Below are 1,299 nucleotides of genomic sequence, written 5' to 3' on the forward strand. Positions count from 1 at the left end.
ATCAGGGCGATCAGGAAGGCGCCCATGGCGCCGATGCCGGCCGCCTCGGTGGGCGTGAACACCCCCAGGTAGATGCCGCCGATCACCAGCACGAACAGCGCCAGGGTACTGCCCACGCTCTTCAGCGCATTGAGCCGCTCCGGCCACGCCACTCGCTCGGCCGCCGGCCCTGCCTCGGGGTCGCGCCACAGCACCCACTTCACCGCCCCCAGGTAGAGGAAGATCCCCAGGATGCCGGGAATGAAGCCCGCGGCGAACAGCTCGCGGATGCTGGTCTCGGTGAGGATGCCGTAGATCACCAGCATCACGCTGGGCGGGATCAGGATGCCCAGGGTGCCGCCGGCGGCGATCGAGGCCGCCGCCAGCGAGTCCTTGTAGCCGTACTTGCGCATCTGCGGCATGGCGACCCGCCCCATGGTGGCGCAGGTGGCCAGGCTCGAGCCGCAGATGGCGCTGAAGCCGCCGCAGGCGACGATGGTGGCCATCGCCTGGCCGCCCTTGCGATGGCCCAGGAAGCCGTTGGAGGCCCGGAACAGCGCATCCGACAGCCCGGCGTGGGAGACGAAGTTGCCCATCAGGATGAACAGCGGGATCACCGACAGCCCGTAGTCCATGGCGGTGTCCACCACCCGCCGCGCGGCCATCGCCTCGGCGGCGTTCCAGTTGCCGGTCAGGTAGTAGAAGCCCACGAAGCCCACGATGCCCATGGCGAACGCCAGCGGTACCCGCAGGAACACCAGCACCAGCAGCGCGGCAAAGCCGTAGAGTGCCTCAGTCATGGGGCCCTCCCCGTTCTGCAGCGGGACTCAGCGGGCCGCCCTGCTTGACCACCTTGAGCCCCTCGAGCAGGTAGAGCACCGCCCGCGCCAGGGTCAGCAGCGCGGAGAGCGCCAGCATGATCGCGATCAGTCCGATCAGGTAGCCGTAGGGGATGCGCAGGAATTCGGTCACGTCGCCCCAGTCGAAGGCGCGTTCGGCCAGCGCCCAGACGCGCCGCGCCATCACCCACAGCGCCGCCGTCACCAGCAGGTTGACCAGCACCTCCCGCACCCACACCAGCCGGGCGGGAAAGATCGCGTCGAGCAGGTCCACGCTGATGTGCTCCTGGCGCCAGCACACCACCGGCAGCGACAGGAACACCAGTGCCGCCAGCATGAGCTGGGTCAGCTCCACGGCGCCGAGGATCGGGGAATTGAAGAAGTAGCGGCCGGTCACGTCTGCCGTGGTCAGCAGCATCATGCCGAAGAGGGTGGCACCGGCCACCCCCTCCAGCGTCAGCTGCAGGACCCGGCCGACACG

Annotated in this window: 2 protein-coding genes; both read right to left on the reverse strand. The window is 69.1% G+C overall.

Annotation, left to right across the window (positions count from 1 at the left end; genetic code table 11):
* On the reverse strand, positions 1 to 779 hold a 779-nt coding region (locus tag BDK63_RS18280; RefSeq protein ID WP_183334578.1), incomplete at its 3' end, for a TRAP transporter large permease.
* The coding region (locus BDK63_RS18285) for a TRAP transporter small permease (RefSeq protein WP_183334582.1) at positions 772 to 1,299 on the reverse strand (528 nt) is incomplete at its 5' end. The genes BDK63_RS18285 and BDK63_RS18280, both read right to left, overlap by 8 nt.

This window comes from Halomonas campaniensis, assembly GCF_014193375.1.
GTDB lineage: Bacteria > Pseudomonadota > Gammaproteobacteria > Pseudomonadales > Halomonadaceae > Halomonas > Halomonas campaniensis.